We start from the raw sequence: 23,215 nt of genomic DNA, 5'->3' as shown, positions 1-23,215 counted from the left end.
ACATCACCTCGGCCCGGAGCCGTACGGTGGTGGGGGCGCGCAGATCTTGCGGAGCCTTGGGGAGAGAGGGCCTTGGCCATGAACCGTGGCACCGAGACGGACGGCGCGGTGGCGGAACAAGCCGCGTCCGGACGCATCCCGCTGGCCGTGGTCGTGGTCGACCGCGAGGGCCTCGTCTCGCACTGGAGCTCCGGCGCACGCCGCCTGTTCGGCGCCGCCAAGGAGGAGGCGATCGGCTACCCGGCCGTCGACCTGCTGCCCGTCTCCGGAGCGCTCCCCGAGGACGACGACGTCTCGCCGTACGGCGCCTACGCGGCCTACGACGGTCTCGGCCACGATCTCGAATCGTCCCTCGACGGGCGGCTGTACTACCCGGCGGCGGGCCGCGCCCGCCTCACCGTGCCCGATCGCGACCGGGTCGACGTGCTGTGGTGGGCCTACCCGCTGGTGGGACCCGGGCCGGAGCGGCTGCTCGTGCTCGGCGCCGACGTGGGACGGCTCCAGCAGGACGCCCAGGACCACGACGACCCCACCGGCTACGAGCGCGTCGCCCCGGGGTTCGCCCTGCACACCGACTTCCCCGGCGCCGAGGAACTCGCCCGCGGGCTCCCCGAGATCCTGCCCAGCATGAGCGTCGACGAGAGCGCCCGCATCGTCGGCCAGATCCTCGAACTCGGCTATCCCGTCCTGGAGTTCAGCCAGAACGACCGGGTGCCCGTCACCCCCGACTGGGGCGTGCCCCGGCGCGTGGAGCGCAGGGCCCGCCGGGAGCGGGCGGCCCGCGCCGCCGCAGAGGGCCTGCCGTTAGCGCAGGACGACGCCGACACGGCAGAGGACCTCGAATACGCGGCCGTACGCGAACGGCTGGAGTTCCTCAACGAGGTCAGCGGCCGCATCGGCACCTCCCTCGACCTGTCGCGAACCATCATCGAGGTCAGCAGGGCCGTGGTGCCCCGCTTCACCGACGTCGCCGGCACCTATCTGCGCGAACAGGTCGTCGCGGGCGAGGGGTTCCCCGAGGGCGTACCGGACACGACCACCATGTGGCACCGGGTCGCCGTCGAGCACACCGACGAACCCGGCCGCTGGGACGACGTCGTACCGGTCGGCGAGGCCATGCCCTTCCCCGCGCACACCCCGTTCTTCCAGTGCATGACCACCGGCGACCCCGTGCTCGTGCCGCGCATCAGCGAGGAGATGGGCCATGCCATCGCCTCGCAGTTCGAGAAGCGCGACATCCGGCCGCTCATCACGGGCCGCTCCATGCTGGTCGTGCCCCTCAAGGCCCGCGACGTCGTCCTCGGCTTCATGATCCTGCTGCGCCACCCCGAGCGGCCCGTCTTCAACGACATGGACCGGGTCACCGGCGCCGAACTCGCCGCCCGCGCGGGCCTCGTGCTCGACAACGCGCGCATGTACACCTACCAGGAGAGCGTCGCCGAGACCCTCCAGGACAGCATGCTGCCGCACATCCCGCCGCGCATGGCGGGCTGCGACATCAACACCCGCTATCTGCCGGGCACCCTCCTCGGCCGCGTCGGCGGCGACTGGTTCGACTCCGTGAAACTGCCCGGCGCCCGCACCGCCCTCGTCGTCGGCGACGTCATGGGCCACGGCCTCAACTCGGCCGCCATGATGGGCCAGTTGCGTACGGCCGTGCAGACCATGGCCGCCCTCGACCTGCCGCCCGCCCGGCTGCTGCGCAACCTCGACGACCTCGCCCAGCGCCTCGGCGACACCTACCTCGCGACCTGCCTCTACGCCGTCTACGACCCCATCGCCGGCGAACTCCACATCGCCAACGCCGGCCACATCCCGCCCGTCCTGGTCCGCGCCGACGGCGGGCACAGCGAGCTGCTCGACCTGCCCACCGGAGCGCCGATCGGCGTCGGCGGAGTGCCGTTCGAGGCGGTACGCGTGCGCGTGGAGCCCGGCGACCGGATCGTGATGTGCACCGACGGACTGGTCGAGGTGCGCGGCGAGGACATCGGTGTCGGCCTCGCGACCCTCTGCGAGTCCGCCGCCCACCCGGCCGCTTCCATGGACGACGCCTGCGACACCATCATCCGGTCCCTCAACACACGCGGCGGCCGCAAGGACGACGTGGCCCTGCTGATGGCACGGCTCAACGGCATCGCACCGCAGGACGTCGCCGAGTGGCGGCTCGCCCTCGACCCGGTGGAGGTCGGCCGGGCCCGCGCCGTCGTCCGGGAACAGCTGCACGACTGGGGCCTGGACCGGCTCGCCGACAGCGCCGAGCTGATGGTCAGCGAACTCGTCACCAACGCCCTGGGGCACTCCCGCAGCCGCCCCGTCGAACTGCGCCTGGTCCGCGGTGACACGCTGCTGTGCGAGGTGGACGACGACGACCACGACCTGCCGACCCTGCTCAACGCCGGACCCGCCGACGAGTCCGGGCGCGGACTGCGCGTCGTCAGCGTCCTCGCCCGCGAGTGGGGCACGAGCCGCACGAGCACCGGCAAGGCCGTCTGGTTCGAACTCACGCTCCCGCGCCGCTGACACGACGGCCCCAAAGGGCGTACGACGGCGTAATGAGTCTCGAATGCGGAGTGAAGGTATGCGCCGCGCGCTTGTGGCCGAAACCAGGCCGCGATAAACCGTACTCGCCCGTCACTTCACGACGGGTCGGCATCGCAACCTGGGGAGTCGGTCATGAGCGTGACGAGTCGGTACCGGGAGGCCTGGGAGGGCTTCTGGCGTGAAGCCCCGGACGACGAGGGGGCGGTGTTCTGGGACGCTGAGCCGGCGCTCACCGCGGGCCGCCATCTGGCCCTCTTCGAGGCGCACCTCACCGATCCCGCCCTCGCGATGGTGGATCTGGGCTGCGGCAACGGCACCCAGACCCGTTTCCTCGCCGAACGCTTCCCCCGCCTGGTCGGCGCCGACCTGTCCGCCGCCGCCCTCGACCACGCCCGCCGCGCCGACCCCGCGGGACAGGCCACGTACCGGCTGTTCGACGCCGTGGAGAAGACCGAGGCCGAGACGCTGCACGCCGAACTCGGCGACGCCAACGTCTATATGCGGGGCGTCCTGCACCAGGCCGAACCCGACGACCGGCAGTCGATGGTGGACGGCATCGCCACGCTGGTCGGCGAGCGCGGCCGGGCCTTCCTCGTCGAACTCTCCGAATCCGCCAAGCCCGTCCTCATGGGCCTCGCCCAGAGCCCGTCGGGGCCGCCGCCCAAGCTCGCCCCCATCTTCCGGCACGGCATCGCCCCGGGCGAGGTGGCCGACGAGTCGGTGCCCGAGTATCTGCGCGCCGCCGGGCTCACCGTGCTGGCGAGCGGCGAACTGCCGCTGGTCACCACGGAGTACGGGCCCGACGGCACGCGGATCGAACTGCCGTCGAAGTGGGTGGTGGCGGGACGGTCGGTCAACTAGCCGTCCATGCCGTTCAGTTGACGGTTCGCCCCTTGCGGTACGCCGCCCAGCCGACGGCGAGCAGCATGGCCGCGAGGGCGGCTACGGACAGCACCGTGACGCCGGTGGAGGCGAGACTGCCGCCCGAGGAGGAGGCCGTACCGCTGTCGCCGGAGCCGCCGCCCGTCGTGCCCGTGCCGGAGCCGCCGTTGCCGGACGCGCCGCCGGTGCCACCGGAGTCGCCGTCGTCGTCCGTGTCCACCGGGTCCTGGCCGACGAAGCTGACCGGGACCTTGACGTCCTGGGAGCGGTCGCCGGAGAGGGTGTGGTCGTTGCGGGTGGCCAGGACGCAGGTGGTCTTGAAGCAGTCCGTGTAGTCGTCCTTGGCGTCCACGGTCAGCTCGACCTCGAAGGTGCCGCCCGTGCCGTACGGGATCGCCAGTTCCTCGCCGTAGTCGGGCGGGTCGGAGGAGATCCACGCCGAGGAATGCGAGCCGCCGGTCATGTCGACGCCGCCGATGCAGGGCGTGGGCAGTTCGCCGTCGCCGTTGTCGACGCACAGGGCGACGTAGATGCCCTTCTTCGTGTCGTAGCCGGAGCCGGTGACCTTCAGGGTCTGGTTCTCGGTGGCGAGGTGGTTGACCGGGGTGACGGTGAGTTTCTGGCCGCCCGGGCCGGTGACGGTCCTGCTGCCGGACGGCTCGGCGTCCTGGCCGTCGTCGCCCCCGCCCTCACCTCCGCCGTCGTCGCCGTCCCCGGCGTCCGTGACCGTGAGGGTGATCGGTGAAGTACGGGTCGTACCGGCCGAGTTGGTGAACTCCGCGCGATAGCGGTAGCCGTCCTGCGTCGCCTTCACCGTGAAGGCGTACGTGTTCCGCGTCGCGCCCTCGACCGCGGTCCAGGTCTGGCCGTCGTCGGGGCTGACCTGCCAGCGCACGGTGGGCTCGGGGGAGCCCTCGGCGGCGGCGACGAAGGTGACCTTGTCGCCGGGTGCGGCGGACTGGTCGGTGGGGGACTGGACGACCTTCGGCGAGACCCGGCGGTCGAGCTTGACGACCTTGCTCTCGGCCTGGTCGGTGACGTAGACGGAGGTGGCGCCGGGGGCCACGGCGACGCCCGCGTAGGCGCCGGCGCGGTTGCCGGGCAGCGCGACGGGCTCGGCCGCCCGCTCGGCGGTGGCGCTGTCGTAGACCTCCAGGGCGCCGACATTGTCCGCGCCGTCGTCGGCGGTGCCCCAGTCCTCGCGCAGGACGAAGGCCTCGCCCGTGGTCCTGTCGAAGGCCATCGCCGTGGCCCGGTCCTTGCCGGTCAGCTTGGTCAACAGCTTGCCGTTCCGGTCGAGGACGAGCACGTCGTACGAACTGCCCACCCACACGTTGCCGGTCGCCGGGTCCGTCTCCACGAAGTAGACGGCCGACGCCGGGAGTTCGACGGTGGCGGTGACGGTGAGGGAACCGGTGTCGACGCGGTACAGCCTGCCGCCCGCGGAGTCGGCCGACCAGGCGGTGCCGCGTGCGCTGTCCACACCGAGGACGCCGCCGCCTTCCAGGGTGGCGGTCTTCCTCACCGTGCCGGTGGCCGTCTCGACCTCGGAGAGCACGGCGCCCTGGGCGACCAGCGTGGTGGAGGCGTCGGTGCCGGGGCCGACGCCGGTGACCGGGCCGCCGCCCAGCCACGCGCCCTTCGCGGCCGTGTCCCCGTCCTTCGCGGTGCCCAGACCGCGCAGCGGATAGTGGAAGGCCACGCCGTCGCCGGACAGGGGGGCGGCGATCCAGCGGACGACGCGGTTGGCGAGCGCACCGCCCGCGCCAGGAGCCTGCTGGGTGTGGCTGAGGAGCCTGCCGTCCTTCGGGTCGAGGGCGTAGAGGCCCTGCTCGGCGACGTCCGCGGTGTCGGGGATGTTGTCCGAACCGACGTACAGCTTCCCGGAGTCGGGGTGGAGCAGCAGGTCCAGCGGGCGGCCGGCGGTGGTGAACTCGGCGCCCTTCACATAGCCGACCGTGCCCGGCGGCACGTCGACCCCGTCCCCGCCGTCGCCGGGGTCCTGGCCCTCGAAGGCGACGGGGATGCGGACGTCCTGGGAGCGGTCGCCGGGGTTGCGGTGGTCGACGCGGGTGACGACCGAGCAGGTGACCTTGGTGCAGTCGAGACTGTTGTCCCTGGCCTTGACGCCGATCCGGACGTCGAAGGTGCCGCCGCGGCCCCAGGGCACGGCCAGGTCGCCGGCGTATTCGTCGCCCTCGGGGACGATCCACTGGGAGGAACTGCCGGTTCCGGTCTGGTCGGCGCCGCCGAGGCACGGGGTGGGGACGCGGTTGTCGCCGTTGTCCTTGCACAGGGCGACGTAGACGGCCTTGGTCGCGTCGTAGCCGGAGCCGGTGACGCGGAGCTCCTCGCCGGCCGGGTCGAGGCCCGCGGAGGCGGAGACGGTGAGTCTCTGGCCGTCCTTGCCGAGGGCCGTCTTCGGTGTGTCGGAGGCCTGCGCGGCCGTACCGAGGGCCGTGGAGGCGGCCACGAGCGCGGCGGCGCCGAGGAGCGCCGCCGGTCGTCTGTGCTGCATGGGGTTTCCTCCCGTCACTCCGTCACTGGAAGGTGATCGGGACGTGGACGTCGTACTTGCGGTCCTCGCTGTCGAAGTGGTCCGCGCGCGTCACGACGGCGCACTCGACGTCCTGCCCGCAGACGCTGCCGTCGTCGAGGGCGGCCTTGACGTAGATCTGCACGCTGAAGCTGCCGCCCGTGCCGAACTTGGAGCTGCCCGCGAACATGCCGCCGAAGGTGTTGTTGACCCAGTGCGAGGCGCCGGTGGAGCCGTCCTCGTCCTGGCCGCCCAGACACGGGGTGGGCTTGTTCGCGCCCTGCGCCCCGTCGACCACGCACAGGCTGACGTAGATGCCCTGGCCGGTGTTGTAGCCGGAGCCGGAGACGGTGATGACCTGGCCCGTGGCGGCGGCCGTGCCGGGCGAGGTGAGCGACAGGTTGTACGTCGTGCCGCCGTCGGTGACCGTGCGGGTCGAGGTGGCGGCGGAGGCCGAGGTGGCAAGGCCCAGGGTCAGGGCCGAGGCGGCGACGACGGTGAGGGCCGCGCGGGCGGCGGGGACAGATCTCATGGGGGGTGCCTTTCTGGGAGTGGTTCGAGTGGGAAACCGGGTGAGGTCGGAGGGTGAGGTCAGGAGGGGGAGTCGGCGCGGACGCCGAACGTCGCTACGGTTTGGCGGCCGCCGGTCACCGTGGACAACTCGACCGTGTGCGCGCCCTCGACGGCGCTGTCGTAGACCGGGAACGTCCGCGAGATCCGGCCCGTCCCGTCGGCCACCGCCTGGTAGCGGGTGTCGTCGTCGATCGCGACGAGGACGACCTCGCCGGGCTCGAATCCCGTTCCGGTGACGGTCTGTTGGCCGCCCGGGGGCAGCTCTTCGGAGGTCACGACCGCGGCGGGGGCGGGGCGTTTCGGCGGCTCAGGGTCGGTGCGGCTCGGTGGCGGGGTGGACGGTCCGGAGTCGGTGGGTTCGGGGGGCGTCGAGGTCCCGACCGTCACGTCGAGCAGGCCGAGGTCGTCGCCGCGCGCGAAGGTTTCCCCGCTCCACCGCGCCAGCAGCTTCGCGCCCTCGTCCGTGAGTGACGCCCGCAGCCCGGTCCAGGTCACCCCGCCCGCACGTACGACAGGGCCGTCGCCGCCGGCGGTCACCTCCGCCAGTGCCAGCTCGCGGGCCCGGCCGTCGACGACCGTACGGGTGTGGAGCGTGCCGTCGTGGCCGTCCAGGCGTAGGCGCAGGCCGGCGAGCGTCAGCGGCTGAGCCGGGCCGGCGGCCGGGACGAGGTGGGCGGCGCCTCCCAACTCGACGTCCACGGCGCCGGTTTCGAGGTCCGTGCTGCCGTCCGTGGCCGGGAACGAGGTGCGGTCGGCGGATCCTCGTACGGCGGGTTCGGTGGCGTCGATCGAGAGGTCGTGGCCGACCGCGGTGGTCCAGATCGCGTGCCCGTCGGACACCGTGCGTTCGAACGCCTCCGTGTCCTGCGCGGCCGCCGACCCCGCGGCCGGGCACAGCAGCGCGAGCAGGGCGGCGCCGGTCACGGTGGCGGCACCTGTCACGGCGGCGGCGCCGGGTCTCTTCGTCATCTTCGGGTCTCCTTCAGGAGTCTGAGGGCGGTGCCGGTCAGCCTGTGTCCGCCGTGCGGCGCCTGCGCGCCCACAGCCAGGTCCCGGTGCCGGCCGCGACCAGGCCCGCCGCCGTTGCCCCGGCGGTCAGGGCGACGGAACCGGTGCTCGCGAGCGGGCCGTCGGACGCCTGGTCGCCGGTGTCGGCAGCACCGCCCCCACCGGTCGTGCCCGCACCGGCCGTCGCGGTCGGGGTCGCCCCGGAGGCGTCGCCCGCGACCGCGTCCCCGCCGCCGAAGGCCACCGGGACACGCACCGTCTGGCTCTGGTCGCCGCCCCGTGTGTGGTCGTTGCGGGTGATGACGGCGCAGGTCACGCCGGACCTGGTGCAGTCGGTGTTGGCGTCCTTGGCGCGCACCTTGAGCCGCACGCTGAACGAGCCCTTGTGGCCGCTGCCTTCGTACGGCTTCGCCAAGCCCTCGCCGTACGAGGGCGGGTTGGAGGAGATCCAGGCGGACGCCCCGGATTCACCGGACATGTCCACTCCGCCCACGCAGGGCGTCGGGGTCTTCCCGGCGCCGTTGTCCACGCAGAAGGCGACGTAGACGCCCTTGGCGGTGTTGTAGCCGGAGCCGGTCACGGTCACGGTCTCGCCGTCCGCGGCCAGTCCCGAGGACTTGGAGACGGTGAGTTTCTGGCCCTCGGGGCCGGTCGCCGTGCCGCTGGCCGCCGAGGCCGGTACGGCGGCCGACAGCAGCAGGGCGGAAACGCCCGCGAGGACGAGCAATGGTCCAACTCCCTCTCGGTGCAGGCCACTTGCCCATGCCATGGAATACCCCCAGCCATGCGAATTAAGGTAAGGCTAACCTAAACTATCTCTCCATCATGTGTCAGGAGAGAGGACAGGAAACCCATGCGTCCATCCCGCAGACCCCTCGCCGCCCTAGGTCTCGCGCTCGCGCTGCTGACGGGTGCCTGCGGCGGCGGGGGTGATGGCTCCTCGGCCGCCGACGCGTCACCGGCCTCCGCGAGCGCACGGGCCGCGGCGGCCGAGAAGCAGCTCGCGAAGAACACCCTCGTGCCGCTCGAAGGAGCCCCGCCCGTCCCGGAGTTGCCGGTCACCGTCGACTCCTCCGACGGCCGGAAGGTGACGGTCGAGGACGCCTCGCGCATCCTGCCGCTCAACGGCGGTGTCGCGGAGATCGTGTTCACGCTGGGCCTCGGTGACCGCGTGGTCGGCCGGGACATCACCGCCACCTTCGCGGAGGCGGAGAAGCTCCCGCAGGTCACCAAGGCGCACGACGTGAGCGCCGAGAGCGTGCTCTCGCTGCGGCCCACGGTCGTGCTGGCCGACACCGACACCGGCCCCGCGGAGGCCATCGACCAGATCCGCGACGCCGGCGTCCCCGTCGTCGTCCTCGACCCGGCCACCGCACTCGCCGACGTCACCACGCGCACCACCCGCGTCGCCGAGGCCCTCGGCGTCCCCGCGGCCGGGAAGGCCCTGAACCGGCGCATGGCCGACGAACTCGCCGCCGCCCGCGCCGCCGTGCCCGAGGACAGCAGGCCCAAGGTCGCCTTCCTGTACCTGCGCGGCAGCGCGGCCGTCTATCTGATCGGCGGCAAGGGGTCGGGTGCCGACTCGCTGGTCGAGGCCGCGGGCGCCGTGGACGCGGGCAAGGAGGCCGGCCTGGACAAGCCGTTCACGCCGATCACCAGCGAGGCCCTGGTGCGGGCGCAGCCGGACGTGATCCTGATGATGACCAAGGGGCTGGAATCCGTCGGCGGCGTCGACGGCCTCGTGAAGATCCCCGGGATCGGCGAGACCCCGGCCGGGATGGACCGTCGGGTGGTGGACATGGAGGACGGGGTGCTGCTCGGGTACGGGCCGCGCACGCCGCTGGTGATCGACATCCTGGTGGACCGCCTCCATCGAGCGTGAGAACGAATACCCGAGTCGACCGACGGTGTCAGGACTCCTTGTCGCCGTGCACGAGGGCGGGGTCGGCCACCGCCGGGCGCTCCGCCCAGAAGGCCGGTGCCGTCAGGCGCCACACGACCATGAGGACCACGCCCGCGAGGGTGATGCCGATGCCGATGACCAGCGGGGGACCGAGCCCGAACCAGGAGACGCCGCTGTAGGAGTTCGCCGGGTCCGACATGTCGCCGATCGACTCGACCAGCAGCCAGAGCAGCAGCCCGGCGCCGACCAGCGGGCCGAGGCCGATGAGCAGGAAGTGGCGCGCGCTCTCGGTGAGATGACGGCGGTGGTAGACCGCGCAGGCGACGCCCGTGAGCGCGTAGTAGAACGAGATCAGCAGCGACAGCGCGGCCAGCGAGTCGAACAGGGCGTTCTCACTGATCCGACGCACCACGACGTACCAGGCGATGGCGATGGCCGCGACCCACCAGGTGCTCACGTCGGGGGTGCGGAACCGGGCGTGGATGTGCCCGAAGTGCGCCGGCAGCGCGTGCCGGCGTGCCATGGACAACGCCGTGCGCGAGGCGGGGATGATCGTCGTCTGCGTCGACGCCAGACCGGACGTCGAGACCGCCAGCAGGACGACCCAGTCCCAGGCGCCCATCGCCTCGTCGGCGAGCAGCGCGAAGACGAACTCCTCCTCCTCGGCGTTCTCGGCCAGGTAGGCCGGTCCGGCGTAGGCCACGACCGCGTAGGCGACCGACACATAGGTCACCAGCAGGACGACCGTCGACCACACGGCCGCCTTGCCGGGGGCGGTGGCGGAGTTCTCGACCTCCTCGGTGAGGTTCACCGCCGACTCCCAGCCCCAGTAGATGAACACGCCCAGCAGCAGACCCGCCGTCAGCTCGGCGCCACCGGCTCCGAAGGGATCCAGCCAGCCGAACGCCGGATCGACGGAGCCGAGCGAACCGGTGTCGGCGTAGACCCGGTCGATCGCCACCACGGCGAACGCCAGCAGACAGGCGACCTGAGCGAGGATCAGGGCGTTCTGCACCTTGGCCGACACCTCCGTGCCGATCACGCACACGGCCGTCATCACCAGGATGAGCAGCACCGTCAGCGTCTCGCGCACCCACTCCTCGTCGACCCAGCCGTCGAGACCGAACGCGAGCAGGGCGAACGTCACCGCGACGTCCGCGAGCGAGCCGACCACCAGGACCCCGGTCATCGTGATCGCCCAGCCGCCGAGCCAGCCCGCCCACGGGCCCATCGCCCGGGTCACCCACGAGAACGTCGTCCCGCAGTCCTGGTCGACCCGGTTGAGGTAGTAGAACGCCGACGCGATCAGCAGCATCGGGACGAACGAGGCCAGCATGACGCCGGGGGCGTAGACCCCGACGAGCGCCACCAACGGGCCGATCGCCGCCGCCAGCGAGTACGCCGGCGAGGTGGAGTTGAGCCCGATGACGAGGGCGTCGACGAACCCGATCGCGTTGGCCTTCAGCCCTTCGGGCGGGCGGGTGTCCGGGCCGGCGTCGGCCATGCTGCCTCACTTCGGTCGCACGTGACCTCATGAAACAGCGGACCGCGGAACCCGCCCCGCCTTTGCCGTGCGCTCGCGGGATGTATCACCCGTGTGCCCAACGCCCGGACGGATCAGCCCTCGGCCGTGCTCGGTGCCGTGGCCAGGGCCGCCAGTGCCTCCGCGTCGCGCGGGCCGGGTGCCGTGTCGTCCAGCAGGCCGTGCGCGCGCAGCAACTGGGCCGCCGCGACACCCCAGGGCAGCCGCAGCCCGGCCTGCCGGAGGAGATCGGTGCGGGCCAGCATCGTGGCCGCCGCGCCGGTGCGTACGCCGGACGGGGTCAGCAGCGCAGCGTCGTCCGCCCAGCGCAGGGCCAGGTCGACGTCGTGCGTGGCCATCACCACCGTGGTGCCGCCCGCACGGAGCCCGTCGAGGGTGGCGAGGAGACGCTCCTGGCCGTCCGGGTCGAGCCCGGCGGTCGGTTCGTCGAGGATCAGCACACGGGGCCGCATCGCGACGGCGCCCGCGATGGCCGTGCGCTTGCGCTGCCCGTACGACAGCAGATGCGTGGGCCGGTCGGCCAGCGCGGTGATGTCCAGGGCGGTGAGCGCCTCGTCCACCCGCGCCCGCACCTCGGCGTCGGGCAGACCCAGGTTCAGCGGGCCGAAGGAGACATCCTGGGCGACGGACGCGGCGAACAGCTGGTCGTCGGGATCCTGCACCACCAGCTGCACGGTCGTGCGCAGCCGGGTCAGGCCCTTGCGGTCGTACGTGACCGGCGTACCCGCCACGGTCAACCGGCCGTCGTCCGGGCGCAGTCCACCGCTGAGCAGCCGCATCAGCGTGGTCTTGCCGCTGCCGTTGCGGCCGAGCAGCGCCAGCGCGCGCCCCTCACGGACGTCGAAGTCGAGGCCGCTGAGGACGACGGGGCCGTCCTCGTAGGCGTAGGAGGCGCCCCGCAGGGCGACCAGCGCGGTGGGCGCGCTCATGGCAGGGCCCTTTCCAGTACGAGGGTGAGGGCGGCCAGCGCTGCGAGGAGCCCGCAACTGGCGGCCGTGAAGCGGACGGAGACCCGGGCCTCGGGCACCAGGACGCGCAGCGTGCCGTCGTAGCCGCGCCCGGCGAGCCCGGCCTGGAGCCGGGTGGCCCGGTCGAAGGCCCGCACGAAGGCGGTGGCGCCGAGCCCGGCCAGTGACCGCCACTCCGCGGCCCTGTCGGTGTGCCCGAGCCGCGCCGCCTGGGCCTCCCGGATACGGCGCACGGAGTCCAGGAGCAGGAAGCTCATGCGGTACGTCACCAGGGCGACGTCGACGACGGGCGCGGGCACCCCCGCCTTCACCAGACGGGGCAGCAGATCGGACATCGGCGTGGTGAAGGCGAACAGCAGCACGCCCAGCGAGGCGGCCGAGGTGCGCAGCAGCAACTCCCCGGCCCGCAGCGGGCCCTCCTCGGCGAGGGACACGAAGCCGTCCGGCCCGCCGACCTGGACGAGCAGGGTGAGCGCGCCGGTCACACAGAAGCCGAGCGGCACACGGTAGGCCCGCCACAGCCGCCGCCCCGGCACGCCCGCCGGACCCAGCAGTACGGCGAGAGCGGTGACCAGGACCAGTGCGGCACCCGGCCAGGGCGGCAGCGAGATCGCGAGCACGGTGAGGCCGAACCCGAGCACGGCCTTGTCCACGGGGTGACGGCGGCGCCAGCGACTGCTGTGCGCCGCCGCGTCGATGGGCAGCACGAGAGGTCAGGACCTCTCGGCCGGGGACTCCTCGGCGACCCGGCCGGCCGCGCTCTTGGCGCCGCCGAGCCGCTCCAGCGCCCGCTCCTCGCCCTGCCGCCGGCCCCGGCGCAGCCCGAAGTAGTAGGCGAGGACGCCGGCGCCGAGTGCCGCCTGGAGGGAGAACAGGGCCGACTCGATCTCACCGGACGGCGGTTCGTACAGCGGCGAGAACCACGGCTCGTAGTCCGGCTCGATCTCGGTGATCGCGGTCTCCGCCTCGCCGTCGGAGCCCGTGAACGGCTGCTCCTTGTGGTCGCCGAGGCCGAGGGCCAGCGGCAGCACGGCGAGGGCGGCCACGACGACCAGCAGCAGCAGGTTGATCTTCGTGTTCCTGCTCATCGGGCCACCGCCTCGCTCTCGGTCCGGGACTGCTTCTTGGCCAGCAGCACGCCCAGCCGGGTCAGTTCGCCCTTGCTGGACTGCACCAGCAGCCGCATCACGAGGACCGTGAGCAGTCCCTCGCTCACCGCGAGAGGGATCTGGGTGACGGCGAAGATGGAACCGAACTTGCCGAGCGCGCCCAGGAATCCACTGCTCGGGTCGGGGAAGGCGAGCGCCAGCTGGACGCTGGTCACGCAGTACGTGGACAGGTCGGCGAGGAAGGCACCGAAGAAGACGGCGACCATGAGCGGCACGTCGTACCGCCGCAGCAGCTTGTAGATCGCGTACCCGGCCCAGGGGCCGACGATCGCCATCGAGAAGACGTTGGCGCCGAGCGTGGTCAGACCGCCGTGCGCGAGCAGCAGCGCCTGGAAGAGCAGGGTGATGGTGCCCAGCACCGCCATGATCGGCGGCCGGAACAGGATGGCGCCCAGACCGGTGCCCGTGGGATGCGAGCAACTGCCCGTCACCGAGGGCAGCTTCAGCGCGGACAGGACGAACGTGAAGGCTCCGGAGGCACCGAGGAGCAGTGTGCTCTCCGGGTGCTCCTTGACCTCACGGGTGAGTGAACGGACGCCGTGGACGACGAAGGGCGCGGACGCGACGCCCCAGGCGACCGCGTGCGCCGGAGGCAGGAAACCCTCGGCTATGTGCATGGCTCAGCAGACCCTCTCCAGCACCTCGTGGATGGTTGACGCGCCCTGGCCGGTCTCCTGGCTTACGGGTACCACCGCCCGTGCTCCGCCTTCCCGGGTCCCGAAGAACCCAGTGGCTGCCCGTGAGGGCCGGAGCCGGACTTCCCGATTCACAGTGGCGAGGGCCGCACCGGCATCACACCGGGTTTCCCGTTCACCAAGGCGTGGTGACAGTAGTGCCCGGACCGGGCGGCTGACAAGCGCGCCCGGGGGCGTGGAAGGGGCGTGCGGACAGGCCCTAGGCCCGACCGGCGGCAGGCCGTCGCGCGTACACCTCTATCTCGATCTTCATACGGGGGTCGGCGAGACCGCACATGAGCATCGTGGCGGCCGGCCGGACATCGCCGAAGCGGCGGCGCAGGACCGGCCAGCAGGGCTCGAAGTCCTCCCGGTCGGGCAGCAGATACCGCACCCGCACCACGTCCGCGAAGGTGCACCCCGCCTCGGCCAGCGCGGCCCCGATGTTGCGCAGGCACTGCTCCGCCTGTTCCACCACGTCGTCGGAGATCGTCATCGTGGTGTAGTCGAACCCGGTCGTCCCGGACACATGCACCCAGTCGCCGTCGACCACGGCACGGGCATAGCCGATCTGCTCCTCGAAGGTCGAGCCGCTGAGGATCGCACGTCGCTCTGTCATGTGCCGCACGCTAGGTGACCAGCGTCGATACGTCTAATACGACAGGAGGCATGGTCTGATATCCCTAGGCGTATGGACCGTCCTGAACTGCCCCTGCAACAGCTGCACGCCTTCGTCGTGCTCGCCGAGGAACTCCACTTCGGCCACGCGGCCGCCCGGCTGGGCATCGCCCAGCCACCGCTGAGCCAGCAGATCCGCCGCCTCGAGGACAAGGTCGGCCACGCCCTGTTCCACCGCGCACCAGGACGCGTCACGCTCACCCCGGCAGGCCGCGAACTGCTGCCCGCCGCCCGGCGCGCCCTCACCGACCTCACGGACGGCCTGGCCGCGGCCCGCGCCGTCGGCAGCGGACGCACCGGCACTCTGCGCATCGGCTTCGCCGCCTCCCTGGCCCTGACCGTGCTGCCCGGCCTGCTGCGCACCTTCCGGCACCGGTTCCCCGGCGTGCGCCTGGACATCCACGAGATGACCACCGCGCCGCAGATCGCCGCCTTGCACGACCGGACCATCGACATCGGCCTCCTGCGCGAACCTCCCGCCGACCAGCCGGAGCTCGGCTTCCGCACGGTCCTCAGCGAGCCGTTCGTGGCCGTGCTGCCCGCCGCCCATCCGCTGGCCGCGCAACGGACCGTGCGGCTCGCGCAGTTGGCGGACTCACCCTTCGTGCTGCTGCCCCGCGAGGTCGGCCCGCAACTGCGCGACCGGATTACCGGCCTGTGCGCCGAAGCCGGCTTCACACCGCGGACAGCCCAGCACGCCGTGGAGTGGCAGACCGTGTGCGCCTTGGTGGAGACCGGCCTGGGCGTCTCCCTGGCACCGGCGAGCATCCGCCGTATCCGCCTCAAAGGCGTCGCCTTCCGCAGGATCGAGCCGGGCGACGCGCGCACACGGGTCGCCGTCGCCTGGCGCGAGAACGACCCGAACCCGCTGGTCGCACACCTGCTGGCAGCGGTCGGCCAGGACCGGCCGGACAGGGTCTAGCCGATGCCGGTCACCGTATGGGAGGCCAACTTCCGCGACGCCGACGAGGGGCCGCGGAACGAAGGAGGCGGAGCAGCCGGACGCGGTGCGGGACGCGCTGCCGGACTGTTTTCTCCAGCGCGTCGCAGTCCGCCCACGCGGCGTCGGCGGCCGCGCTGTCGGGTCTGCGGTCCGCGTACTCGACCTCGTTGACCAGGGTGGCCAGTTCCGGCAGGCGCCGGCCCACGGTGCCGCCCACGTGCTCCGAGCCGAACGCGGCGATCTCCTGCGCCGTGTGCGCTCCCGTGGCGGGAAGGCCGAGCTCCGTGAGGCGTTCGACGATCTGCTGCCAGGCCCCGAGGACCCGGTGCCGCGCGTCCGGGCCGTTGCGCCGTCTGCTGCGCCTGCTGTACGGCAGCCACAGCGCGTACAGCACATACGCCGTGGCGAGCAGGAGCAGCGCGAGCGGGACGGTGAGCCACAGCGGCGGCATGCCCGTGCCGGACGCACCCCGGGTGGCGGGGGCCGCCTCGGCCGGCGTGCGCGGGGGCGTCGACGGCGGCGTCGGTTTCGTGCTCTCCCCGCCCGCCTGCTGACGTTCCTCGGGCTGCGCGGCCGACGCGGCGCCGGAGCCCTGTGCGGCCTCACCAGGCGTCGGATGGAACGGCACCCAGCCGACCCCGGCGAACTTCACCTCGGGCCAGGCCAGCACGTCCCGCCCCCGGACCTGCCAGGTGCCGGAACCCGTCCGCGTACCCGGCCGGAAGCCCACGGCCACCCGGGTGGGCAGGCCCAGGGTGCGCGCCAGCACCGCGAACGAGGCGGCGAACTGCTCGGACGTGCCACGTCCGCCGTCCGCCAGGAAGAACTCCAGGCTCCGGTAGGTGTGGCCGGGCAGCGCCCCGGGGTCGAGCCGATAGGCCCCGCGCAGCCAGTCGGCCAGGCGTACGGCCCGCTCGTACGGGTGGGTGCTGCCCCGGGTGACCCGTACGGCGATGTTCCTGAAGGACCGTACGGAGGGGATCGGTTGCCCGGCCGCGTCGACGGCGGGCAGACGCACCCGGGCCGGATCGTGGGCGGCCTCCGCGTACCGCAGCCGGTCGGCGTCGTACTCGGGAAGGCGGGAGGTCGCGCTGTAGGTGAAGCCGCGCGGGACGGCCGCACCCGTGGAGAGCACCCCGCTGTCCGCGTCGACGGACAGGGCGGTGCCCTCGGGCGCGGTCACGGACGAGGGACGGTCGGCGGCGGGCAGCCAGATGCCGGGCAACGACTGCACGGTGACCCGCTGTTGGAGCGTCTTGGTCCGCCCCGTCTCATCAGGATCGGTGCCCTTCTCCTCCGGTACCCGGCCACCGGTACGGGTCAGCCCCGCGCCGCTGCTCCAGGTCGTCCCGTCGTACCGGTCGAGGACGGCCAGCCGGTAGTTGCCGGGCGTCGCGCCCGAGGTCCGTACGGTGAAGACCTTCTCGTCTCCGTTGCGCAGCCAGGCCGAGACCTGGTCCAACGGGCTGACGGACCGCGGCCGTTCGGCCGGCGCCGTGACCGTCTCCCGCAGGTCGTAGGGGGAGCCGAGACCGGGAAGGAGCGGACCCAGCAGCGCCGCGACGCCGCCGAGCGCGGCCACGGCCGGCAGCCGAAGTGCCATGGCACGCAGCGGAAGCCGGACCCGTGAACGCACCAGCACCAGCAGCGCGGCGGCCCCGGCCAGCGCACCCGCCGCCGGGTACGAGGATCCGGGGCCGTCAGCGCCGAGCACCAGCGGGAAGCCGAAGGCGAGGACCGCGGGGAGGGCGGGGAGCAGCGGAGCGCGCGTGCGCAGGGCGAGTTCGGCGGCGACGGCGGTGGCCGCCCAGACGACGGCGTGCGGCAGCACCAGCAACTCGGGCTCGCCGGGGGCGGGCAGGATGGTGGAGAGCAGCGCGTGCGGGGCGTCGAGCAGTGCCGACCACGCGGCGCGCAGTGCGGCCGCGCCGGGCAGACCGTCGCTCACCTCGTGGAAGAGCGTCGCGCTGACGACGACGGCCCAGGCGACCACGGTCAGCAGCGCGGCCGGCCACAGCGGCAGGGTGGGGCGGCCCACGCGTCCCGCGCGGACCGGGCGACGGCGGAGCAGGCCCGACAGCACCGCCGACAGGGCGACCGGGGACAACACGGCCACCGCGAGCACCGGGAGCAGCTCGGACGGCGGGAAGACCCGGGCGAACCCGTACCCCGAGGCGCCGGACAGCGCGGCCACGGGCAGCAGCGACCACAGCCGTCGCGCCCGGTCGGAGTCCCCGGCGACGCCACCGGTCCGTGCGGGCGGCCGCGGGTCCGGGCTCGGATCCGGGCTCCGTTCGGACACGTCGCCCTGGAACGACCGGACGGCCACCGGGGCCGTGGCACTCATCGCACGGCCTCCCGGCGCCATCCGGCGAGCAGCTCGTCCAGCGAGGAGACCCGCAACTGCGGTACGTCGGAGCCGGGCCCGGACCCGGATCCGTTGCGCGTGCTCCGCGCGTCGGCGCCGGCGCGCACCACCGTCACCCGGTCGAAGCGACCCCGTACCCCGTCGACCGCGCCGAGCCCCCGGGCGTCACCTGTGCCGGTGACGACGACCAGCGTCCCGTTGTTCCCCTGACCGCTGCCCAGGCGTCCTTCGAACGCGGCGGCCACGGACGTCAGGTCCGAGCGGCGCACCACCGCCAGCGCGTCCAGCAGCGCCTCGCCGTCGTCGCCCGAGCCGTCGGTGTGCAGCAGCGGCCCCGCCTCGCCCACCAGGTGCACCGGGAAGTGGGAGCGGGCGGCCGCGTACGCGACGGAGGCCGCGCAGTCCACGGCCAGCTCGAAGTCGTCCTCCGAGGCATAGGCGCGGCGGCGGCCGTCGAGGACGAGCGTGGTGTGCGGCAGCGAGACGTCGACCATCTGGCGGACCATCAGCGTGCCGGTGCGGGCCGTCGACCGCCAGTGGACGCGGCGCAGATCGTCGCCGAGCACGTACTCACGCAGCGCGTGGAAGGTCAGCGAGCCGTCGTCCGCGGCGTCGGAGGCCGGCCCCTCCACATGGTGCGCCTGCCCCGACGGCAGCACGGGCAGCGAGCAGATCCGGGGCCGTACGAGCAGCGTGTCCTCGGCGCCGTACGGCCGCATACGGCGGGCGAGCCCGAGCGGGTCGGTGCGCTCCAGCCGCAGCGGGCCCATGGGGACGCGGCCACGGCGGGCGGTCGGCAACGGGTACCGCAGCTCGTGGGCCGCGCCCGGCCGCAGCGCCGGCACGTCGACGGGCACGTCCCGGTCACCGCACCGGTCGACGGCCCGCAGACCCCGCCGCGTACGTCCCCCCGTGTTGGTGAGGACGACCACGCCCTCGGCGGGATCGCCCCGGCTCACCCGGCCCGGCGCGATCCGCCGTTCGGCGCCCAGCCGGGGTGCGGGCAGCGCCCACAGGACGGCGACCGCGACCGCGAGCAGACAGGTCGCGCCGAGCGCCGCGAACTCACCGTACCCGAGCGCATAGCCGGAGATGGTCAGTGCGGCGCCCCCGGCCAGCGCGCCCCACCCGGTGCCCGACAGCATCAGAGGCGCGCCCCGCTGTTCAACTCCACCGTGGCCAGCACCTCTTCGATCAAGTCCGTGCCGCTGCGACCGCTCAGTTCGGCCTCCGGCGTGAGGATCAGCCGGTGCGCGAGGACCGGCCCGGCCAGCGCCTTCACATCCTCGGGGAACGCGTACGGCCGGGACTGCGAGGCCGCCCGCACCCGCACCGCGCGCAGCAGCGCCACGGAGCCGCGCGGCGAGGCGCCGAGGCGTACGTCGGGAAGGGCACGGGTCGCCGCGACCACCCGCACCACGTAGTCGTACAGCGCGTCGGCCACCTGCACCTCGGCGGCGGCCCCGATGAACTCCGCGATCTCCTTGGCGGTGGTGACAGGGGTCAGCGACTCCGGGGTGGCGTCCGTGCCCGCCCCCTTGAGGACGGCGACCTCGGAGGCGTGATCGGGGTAGCCGACGGTGATCCGCATCAGGAAGCGGTCGAGCTGGGCTTCCGGCAGCGGGTAAGTGCCGCCCATGTCCACCGAGTTCTGGGTCGCCAGCACCATGAACGGGCGCGGTACCGGGTGCGTGGTGCCGTCCGCGGTGACCCGGCGCTCCTCCATCACCTCCAGCAGCGCCGACTGGGTCTTGGGGGAGGCGCGGTTGATCTCGTCGCCCAGCACGATGTTGGCGAAGACCGGGCCTGGGAGGAACTCGAACACACCGGTGTTCTGCCGGTAGACGGTGACGCCGGTGATGTCGGAGGGCAACAGGTCCGGCGTGAACTGCACCCGCGCGAAGTCGGCCTCGATGGAGGCGGCGAGGCAGCGGGCGAGGGTGGTCTTGCCGGTGCCGGGGACGTCTTCTATGAGGAGGTGGCCTTCGGAGAAGAGGCAGGTGAGGGCGAGTTCGATGGTGTCGCGCTTGCCTTTGACGACGCGCCCGACGTTGTCGGCGAGGGCGTGGAAGCACTTGGCCAAGCGGGCCGTGCCGTCGGTGGGGGGAGAGGTCATTCACATTCCCAGACGTCGGGGTTGGAGCGGGAGTTCACCCAGTGGTCGGACGTGTACCCGGTGATGTTCTTGTCGGTGTCGGGGTCGTAGTAGGTGTGGCGGGCCCAGACATCGGTTGTCTCGGAATCGTGCGGTATCGCTTCGCCCTTCGTCTTGCAGTGGACCGTGACCTCGGGGTTCTCGCCGGCAGGGATCCTGCCCACCCGTATGCCGTTCGTGCTGTGGGGTTCCGAACGGATCCCGACACTGCCCCCGTCCGGCTTGTTGTTCACGATGTTCATCTTCTGCGGGGGCGGGGTCAGGTCGATCCACCCGGACACGGCCGCGCCCGATCCGGCGGCGTTGGTGGCCATCACCGCCACGCTGCTGATCCTGCCGTTCGGCAGGTTCTCGTACGAGTGACTGCGCCCCCTGGTCTCCGCCATACCCCCGGGCCCGTTGATCGTGTACCTCACCGAGCCCTCGGTGTCCTGCGGCGGCTGCCAGGTCACCGTGCCGCCGTGTCCGCCCGGAGCAGGAGTGAAGGCGAGCTCCCGCGGCGCCCCCGGCGCGATGCACGGCCTCGCCAGCGCCGACCGCGCCGACTCCTTGTCCGGCCTGCCCCCGCCGTACTCCGCGACGACCGTGAAGCTGTACTGCTTCTCGCACGACCCGCCGCTCACTTCGAAGACGAACGGGCCGTCGGGGCCGACCGTGTCCGGGGTGACGGTCTGGTCCCGTGCCGCGCCCTTGAGGACATAGCGCTGCGGTGTCGCGCCCAGCGCCTCGGCGAAGGTGATGCGGATGGCGCCCGACCGGGACTCCGCCTGCGGTGCTCCCGGTGCCCCGGGCTCGGGTGCCGGCTGTGTCGGTCCGGGTGGCCCGGACGTTCCTCCCGACGGGACGTTGGAGGCACCCCCGGAGGGGGTGCCCGAGCCCGGAGCCGCCGCGCCCGGGACATCCGCACGCGGCGGAACCTGCCCGGCAGGCGCGCCCGTCGGGACGCCGTCCTCGACCGGCTCGTCCCCGGGCTCGCGCGCCGACGGGACCTCCGTCCCGTACTTGCGGATGTGCCTGACCTCGCCGTCGGCGTCGATCACCGCGGCGGCGGCACCGTCCGGGTCGTTCACCCACAACAGGCCGTCTTGGACGAAGAGTTCGAGCTCACCTGGGCCTTCGCTGATCGGTACCGGTTCGGTGGGCGTGGACGCCGCCGTGTCGTACACCAGCAGCCTGCCGGTGGACTCGTCGGGTATGTAGACCCGCTCGCCGAGCAGTTGGGGTGCTCCCAGCGCATGGCCTTCCGTGGGGACGCGGACGCGCATGGTGTGTCTGCTGTGGACGTCCACCACGACCAGGTCCCCGGTGCCGGCGGCCAGCACCGGTACCGCGGAGCCGTCGGTGCCCGCGGGCACCAGGACGTCCGCCGGGTCCGCCCCGGCGAAGGCGTCGCCGAGGTCGAAGGCGCCCCGCACCCCCGTGGCCGACAGAACCTTCGTCGCGGCGGCGGTCCCGTCGGTCACGACGGGGCGGCCGTCGGCCACGGTCAGCGTCAGATCGTGGCCCGCGTCGGCCACCTTGACGGCCGTGCCCTTCAGGCCCTCGACGAACGGCACCACCGTGCCGGACTCCGGCAGCGGCACCCACAGCGTGCCCTCCCCGTCCACCACGGCGGCTCCCGGCTTCCCCTCCAACGGCACGGGCGGGCTCTCGGCCGTCGTCCTCGCCGGGTCGATCCGCTGGACGGTGCCCCGCGCGGGGTCGACGACATACGCGTACGCGCCGCCGGAGACCAGCTGAAGCCCCGCCGCGCCGTGGTCCGCCGACTGCGCGGCGGTCAGCTGCGCGGCGTCGATCCGGACGACCTGGCCGGTCCCCTCGTCCAGCACCAGCGTGGTCCTTCCGTTCTGCGCGACCGAGACCGGGTGCCCCGCCATCCCGGCCGGCAGCGCGGCCTTGCCGTCCACCTCGCCGGTCAGCCCGTGCGCGTGCACGATCTCGCCCTTCGCGCCCGTCAGCCAGGCGCCGACGTCGGCGAGCTCGGGCCGGGTGCCGGACGCGCCCGCTCCGACGGCGAGCGAGGTGCCGATGAGCGCGCCGACCGCGCAGACCGCCAGATAGCCGGTGAGGTGATTGCCGGTCGGCCGCATCCTTGCTCCCCCATGCCGATAGCCAACTCTGCGTGGTCGAAGGTTAGTTGACGGAACGCAGAGGTGTCAGGGGCAACACAGGCCACTCGGCCGCCGTTTCAGGGGAAGCGGCGGCCGAGCGGTCAGGTGCGGTGACTCAGCAGTTGGCGACCCACTTGTGGGAGGCGATGTTGTCGTTCAGGGACTTGCCGTCGCCGCCCTCCGCGCCTCCGTTGTCGGGGAAGCGGTAGTGGACGATGTTCTCCAGGTACTCGCCCTTGTCGAGGCAGAAGTGGGCGCCCTTTTGGTTGGGGCGGTAGTAGAGCCAGACGTCATGCGTCCTGCCGTTGTTGAAGACGGAACTCGCCTCGTTGCGCATGCCGTTGCAGTCGTCCCAGTTGGACTCGTTTCCCTCCCACTTGCAGTGCAGGCCGCCCTTCTTCTCGTGCTCCCACACGTGGAGGAAGCCGTCCGGGGCCGCCTGGACCCGCGTCGACTGTGCGGCGGCCGGCGTCGAATACCACTCGGGATTCGCATGCGCGGCGCCCGGCAGCGCGGTCAGCGTCGCGGCGGCGAGCCCTACGGTTGCCAGCGCTGATGCGATTTTGGTCCTCATGACGGTTTCTCCTTGGTTGCGTTGCGTTGTGCTGCGTTGTGCTGCGTGGCGTTGCGGTGCCGACGCTGGCAGCGCGCTGGAACGCCTGGCAACGGATCACCGGCCGGTGGGATGCTGGGACGCCGAAACACGTGGTGACCTTGTATTTCAGTCGGCCCGCTGGGACGCCGGTGGGACAGAGCGATGGCGCGGCACGACACCGTGAGGTGCCGAGGGGGAAGAGAAATGGGATCGCAGCCCGTGGAGTTCGAGGAGTTCGCGGCCTGTCTCCGGGCGCTCAAGGAACGGGCGGGCCTCAGCTACGGGGCACTCGCCCGGCGGACCCGCATCAGCAGCTCCAGCCTGCACCGGTACTGCTCCGGCTCGTACGTCCCGCAGGACTACGGGTCGGCCCACCGGTTCGCCACAGCCTGCGGGGCGTCACCGGAGGAACTGCGCCGATTACACCGGCTCTGGGCACTGGCGGACGCCGCTCGGGAGCCTGACCGTGGCGTGAACCTGGACCTCGACCCGGACCCGGACCCGGACGCGGAAGCGGACGCAGACGCCGTTCCGGAACCAGCCCCAGCTCCGGGCCAGGCTCCAGCCC

General features: G+C 72.7%; 20 protein-coding genes and 1 riboswitch. Of the genes, 5 read left to right on the top strand and 15 right to left on the bottom strand.

Annotated elements, in window-relative coordinates; genetic code table 11:
* Positions 1 to 78 precede the first annotated feature (78 nt).
* On the top strand, positions 79 to 2,520 hold the full coding sequence (locus tag L0P92_RS15135) for an ATP-binding SpoIIE family protein phosphatase (RefSeq protein ID WP_234763221.1): 2,442 nt from the start codon (positions 79 to 81) through the stop codon (positions 2,518 to 2,520).
* Between the two features lie 153 nt (positions 2,521 to 2,673).
* Positions 2,674 to 3,402 carry a class I SAM-dependent methyltransferase gene (locus tag L0P92_RS15130; RefSeq protein ID WP_234763220.1) on the top strand — a complete coding sequence of 243 codons (729 nt, stop codon included), beginning with the start codon at positions 2,674 to 2,676 and terminating at the stop codon, positions 3,400 to 3,402.
* 13 nt (positions 3,403 to 3,415) lie between these two features.
* On the opposite strand, the gene L0P92_RS45230 is transcribed toward L0P92_RS15130, so the two are convergent.
* The 4 genes from L0P92_RS45230 to L0P92_RS15110 are packed head-to-tail and all read right to left on the bottom strand — an operon-like array spanning position 3,416 to position 8,267.
* Positions 3,416 to 5,941 carry an immunoglobulin domain-containing protein gene (locus L0P92_RS45230; protein ID WP_273634038.1) on the bottom strand — a complete coding sequence of 842 codons (2,526 nt, stop codon included), beginning with the start codon at positions 5,939 to 5,941 and terminating at the stop codon, positions 3,416 to 3,418.
* A 22-nt stretch (positions 5,942 to 5,963) separates the two neighbouring features.
* Positions 5,964 to 6,491, bottom strand: a complete 528-nt coding sequence (locus tag L0P92_RS15120) for a hypothetical protein (protein ID WP_234763219.1) — start codon at positions 6,489 to 6,491, stop codon at positions 5,964 to 5,966.
* A gap of 59 nt (positions 6,492 to 6,550) precedes the next feature.
* Positions 6,551 to 7,501 carry an HtaA domain-containing protein gene (locus L0P92_RS15115; RefSeq protein WP_234763218.1) on the bottom strand — a complete coding sequence of 317 codons (951 nt, stop codon included), beginning with the start codon at positions 7,499 to 7,501 and terminating at the stop codon, positions 6,551 to 6,553.
* A gap of 37 nt (positions 7,502 to 7,538) precedes the next feature.
* Positions 7,539 to 8,267, bottom strand: coding sequence for a hypothetical protein (locus tag L0P92_RS15110; protein ID WP_234763217.1), 729 nt, complete (start codon positions 8,265 to 8,267; stop codon positions 7,539 to 7,541).
* A gap of 126 nt (positions 8,268 to 8,393) precedes the next feature.
* On the opposite strand from L0P92_RS15110, the gene L0P92_RS15105 reads away from it, so the two are divergent.
* The gene (locus L0P92_RS15105; RefSeq protein WP_234763216.1) at positions 8,394 to 9,422 is read left to right on the top strand and encodes a heme/hemin ABC transporter substrate-binding protein; all 1,029 of its coding nucleotides are present in this window, start codon (positions 8,394 to 8,396) and stop codon (positions 9,420 to 9,422) included.
* 28 nt (positions 9,423 to 9,450) lie between these two features.
* Here L0P92_RS15105 and L0P92_RS15100 read toward each other — a convergent pair whose 3' ends face one another.
* From L0P92_RS15100 to L0P92_RS15075, 6 genes are all read right to left on the bottom strand, one after another.
* Positions 9,451 to 10,947 (bottom strand): APC family permease, encoded by a 1,497-nt coding sequence (locus L0P92_RS15100; RefSeq protein WP_234763215.1) that lies wholly within the window; start codon positions 10,945 to 10,947, stop codon positions 9,451 to 9,453.
* A gap of 113 nt (positions 10,948 to 11,060) precedes the next feature.
* Positions 11,061 to 11,915, bottom strand: a complete 855-nt coding sequence (locus tag L0P92_RS15095; protein WP_234763214.1) for an energy-coupling factor ABC transporter ATP-binding protein — start codon at positions 11,913 to 11,915, stop codon at positions 11,061 to 11,063.
* Positions 11,912 to 12,661: a cobalt ECF transporter T component CbiQ gene (gene cbiQ, locus L0P92_RS15090; protein ID WP_234763213.1), complete on the bottom strand. Its 750-nt coding sequence runs from the start codon at positions 12,659 to 12,661 to the stop codon at positions 11,912 to 11,914. The genes L0P92_RS15095 and cbiQ overlap by 4 nt, the downstream gene beginning before the upstream one ends.
* Before the next feature lie 6 nt (positions 12,662 to 12,667).
* On the bottom strand, positions 12,668 to 13,042 hold the full coding sequence (locus L0P92_RS15085) for an energy-coupling factor ABC transporter substrate-binding protein (protein ID WP_234763212.1): 375 nt from the start codon (positions 13,040 to 13,042) through the stop codon (positions 12,668 to 12,670).
* Positions 13,039 to 13,740: an energy-coupling factor ABC transporter permease gene (locus L0P92_RS15080; protein WP_234763211.1), complete on the bottom strand. Its 702-nt coding sequence runs from the start codon at positions 13,738 to 13,740 to the stop codon at positions 13,039 to 13,041. The genes L0P92_RS15085 and L0P92_RS15080 overlap by 4 nt, the downstream gene beginning before the upstream one ends.
* Before the next feature lie 30 nt (positions 13,741 to 13,770).
* A riboswitch (cobalamin riboswitch) is annotated at positions 13,771 to 13,956 on the bottom strand.
* A 61-nt stretch (positions 13,957 to 14,017) separates the two neighbouring features.
* Complete coding sequence (locus L0P92_RS15075; protein WP_234763210.1) at positions 14,018 to 14,416, bottom strand: RidA family protein; 399 nt, start codon at positions 14,414 to 14,416, stop codon at positions 14,018 to 14,020.
* 72 nt (positions 14,417 to 14,488) lie between these two features.
* Here L0P92_RS15075 and L0P92_RS15070 point away from each other — a divergent pair, with 72 nt between their 5' ends.
* Positions 14,489 to 15,397, top strand: coding sequence for a LysR family transcriptional regulator (locus tag L0P92_RS15070; protein WP_234763209.1), 909 nt, complete (start codon positions 14,489 to 14,491; stop codon positions 15,395 to 15,397).
* Positions 15,398 to 15,407: 10 nt separating this feature from the next.
* Here L0P92_RS15070 and L0P92_RS15065 read toward each other — a convergent pair whose 3' ends face one another.
* The 5 genes from L0P92_RS15065 to L0P92_RS15045 form a co-directional block, all read right to left on the bottom strand.
* A complete protein-coding gene (locus tag L0P92_RS15065) occupies positions 15,408 to 17,765 on the bottom strand; it encodes a transglutaminase TgpA family protein (protein WP_234763208.1) in 2,358 nt (785 codons plus the stop codon).
* Positions 17,762 to 18,931 (bottom strand): DUF58 domain-containing protein, encoded by a 1,170-nt coding sequence (locus tag L0P92_RS15060; protein ID WP_234763207.1) that lies wholly within the window; start codon positions 18,929 to 18,931, stop codon positions 17,762 to 17,764. Before L0P92_RS15060 ends, L0P92_RS15065 begins: the two co-directional genes overlap by 4 nt.
* Positions 18,931 to 19,902 (bottom strand): AAA family ATPase, encoded by a 972-nt coding sequence (locus tag L0P92_RS15055; protein WP_234763206.1) that lies wholly within the window; start codon positions 19,900 to 19,902, stop codon positions 18,931 to 18,933. The genes L0P92_RS15060 and L0P92_RS15055 overlap by 1 nt, the downstream gene beginning before the upstream one ends.
* Positions 19,899 to 22,031 (bottom strand): hypothetical protein, encoded by a 2,133-nt coding sequence (locus tag L0P92_RS15050; protein ID WP_234763205.1) that lies wholly within the window; start codon positions 22,029 to 22,031, stop codon positions 19,899 to 19,901. The genes L0P92_RS15055 and L0P92_RS15050 overlap by 4 nt, the downstream gene beginning before the upstream one ends.
* A gap of 136 nt (positions 22,032 to 22,167) precedes the next feature.
* Positions 22,168 to 22,626 (bottom strand): peptidase inhibitor family I36 protein, encoded by a 459-nt coding sequence (locus L0P92_RS15045; protein WP_234763204.1) that lies wholly within the window; start codon positions 22,624 to 22,626, stop codon positions 22,168 to 22,170.
* Between the two features lie 225 nt (positions 22,627 to 22,851).
* On the opposite strand from L0P92_RS15045, the gene L0P92_RS15040 reads away from it, so the two are divergent.
* On the top strand, positions 22,852 to 23,215 hold a 364-nt coding region (locus L0P92_RS15040), incomplete at its 3' end, for a helix-turn-helix domain-containing protein (RefSeq protein ID WP_234763203.1).

Origin of the sequence: Streptomyces muensis (genome assembly GCF_021474425.1) — a bacterium.
GTDB lineage: Bacteria > Actinomycetota > Actinomycetes > Streptomycetales > Streptomycetaceae > Streptomyces > Streptomyces muensis.
The sequence above is the reverse complement of the archived record's forward strand: the minus strand, read 5'-3'. Positions and strand labels throughout refer to the sequence as shown.

Excerpts from the sequence above, each read along its gene's own strand:
- L0P92_RS15135 (WP_234763221.1), top strand. The coding sequence starts at position 79 with ATGAACCGTGGCACCGAGACGGACGGCGCGGTGGCGGAACAAGCCGCG.
- L0P92_RS15130 (WP_234763220.1), top strand. The coding sequence starts at position 2,674 with ATGAGCGTGACGAGTCGGTACCGGGAGGCCTGGGAGGGCTTCTGGCGT.
- L0P92_RS45230 (WP_273634038.1), bottom strand. The coding sequence starts at position 5,941 with ATGCAGCACAGACGACCGGCGGCGCTCCTCGGCGCCGCCGCGCTCGTG.
- L0P92_RS15120 (WP_234763219.1), bottom strand. The coding sequence starts at position 6,491 with ATGAGATCTGTCCCCGCCGCCCGCGCGGCCCTCACCGTCGTCGCCGCC.
- L0P92_RS15115 (WP_234763218.1), bottom strand. The coding sequence starts at position 7,501 with ATGACGAAGAGACCCGGCGCCGCCGCCGTGACAGGTGCCGCCACCGTG.
- L0P92_RS15105 (WP_234763216.1), top strand. The coding sequence starts at position 8,394 with ATGCGTCCATCCCGCAGACCCCTCGCCGCCCTAGGTCTCGCGCTCGCG.
- L0P92_RS15100 (WP_234763215.1), bottom strand. The coding sequence starts at position 10,947 with ATGGCCGACGCCGGCCCGGACACCCGCCCGCCCGAAGGGCTGAAGGCC.
- L0P92_RS15095 (WP_234763214.1), bottom strand. The coding sequence starts at position 11,915 with ATGAGCGCGCCCACCGCGCTGGTCGCCCTGCGGGGCGCCTCCTACGCC.
- L0P92_RS15085 (WP_234763212.1), bottom strand. The coding sequence starts at position 13,042 with ATGAGCAGGAACACGAAGATCAACCTGCTGCTGCTGGTCGTCGTGGCC.
- L0P92_RS15080 (WP_234763211.1), bottom strand. The coding sequence starts at position 13,740 with ATGCACATAGCCGAGGGTTTCCTGCCTCCGGCGCACGCGGTCGCCTGG.
- L0P92_RS15075 (WP_234763210.1), bottom strand. The coding sequence starts at position 14,416 with ATGACAGAGCGACGTGCGATCCTCAGCGGCTCGACCTTCGAGGAGCAG.
- L0P92_RS15070 (WP_234763209.1), top strand. The coding sequence starts at position 14,489 with ATGGACCGTCCTGAACTGCCCCTGCAACAGCTGCACGCCTTCGTCGTG.
- L0P92_RS15065 (WP_234763208.1), bottom strand. The coding sequence starts at position 17,765 with ATGAGTGCCACGGCCCCGGTGGCCGTCCGGTCGTTCCAGGGCGACGTG.
- L0P92_RS15060 (WP_234763207.1), bottom strand. The coding sequence starts at position 18,931 with ATGCTGTCGGGCACCGGGTGGGGCGCGCTGGCCGGGGGCGCCGCACTG.
- L0P92_RS15055 (WP_234763206.1), bottom strand. The coding sequence starts at position 19,902 with ATGACCTCTCCCCCCACCGACGGCACGGCCCGCTTGGCCAAGTGCTTC.
- L0P92_RS15050 (WP_234763205.1), bottom strand. The coding sequence starts at position 22,031 with ATGCGGCCGACCGGCAATCACCTCACCGGCTATCTGGCGGTCTGCGCG.
- L0P92_RS15045 (WP_234763204.1), bottom strand. The coding sequence starts at position 22,626 with ATGAGGACCAAAATCGCATCAGCGCTGGCAACCGTAGGGCTCGCCGCC.